This window comes from Kitasatospora nipponensis (genome assembly GCF_039528135.1).
Taxonomy (GTDB): Bacteria; Actinomycetota; Actinomycetes; order Streptomycetales; family Streptomycetaceae; genus Kitasatospora; species Kitasatospora nipponensis.
Genome location: NZ_BAAALF010000971.1, coordinates 1 through 571, shown reverse-complemented (window position 1 = coordinate 571; position 571 = coordinate 1). Strand labels below are relative to the sequence as shown.

1 protein-coding gene is annotated in these 571 nt (G+C 67.4%); it reads left to right on the top strand.

Translation table 11 applies throughout. The features are described from left to right. Nucleotides 1-571, top strand: a 571-nt coding sequence (locus tag ABD323_RS44370; RefSeq protein WP_344447653.1) for an ABC transporter substrate-binding protein, incomplete at both ends; no start/stop codon positions are given.

Below are 571 nucleotides of genomic sequence, written 5' to 3'. Positions count from 1 at the left end.
TGTGTCGTACTTCCCGTACAAGCTCGGCTACGTCGCCTTCTCCCCGCTGCCGGACGGCTTCTTCGCCGACCCGACCGGGTACGGCCAGAAGCCGGTCGGCAACGGGCCGTACCAGTTCGTCAGCTGGGAGCACAACTCACAGATCGTCACCAAGGCCTTCGCCAACTACCAGGGCGTGGACAAGCCGAAGAACGGCGGCGTGGTGTTCAAGATGTACACCACCGCCGAGGCCGCCTACGCGGACCTGCAGTCCAACAACCTGGACGTGATGGACCAGGTGCCGCCCTCGGCGCTGGCCAACTACAAGAACGACCTCGGCGACCGGGCGATCGACGCCCCGCAGGGCTCGATCCAGAACATCGGCTTCACGCTCTACCAGGCCGACTGGGCCGGGGCGAACAAGGCCCAGGCCCGGCAGGGCCTGCCGATGGCGATCGACCGCGACACCATCACCAAGACGGTGCTGCAGGGCTCCCGCAAGCCGGCCAGCGCGTGGGTGGCCGAGGGCGTCGAGGGCTACAAGGCCGACGCCTGCGGCGAGTCCTGCAAGTTCGACGCCACCAAGGCCAAG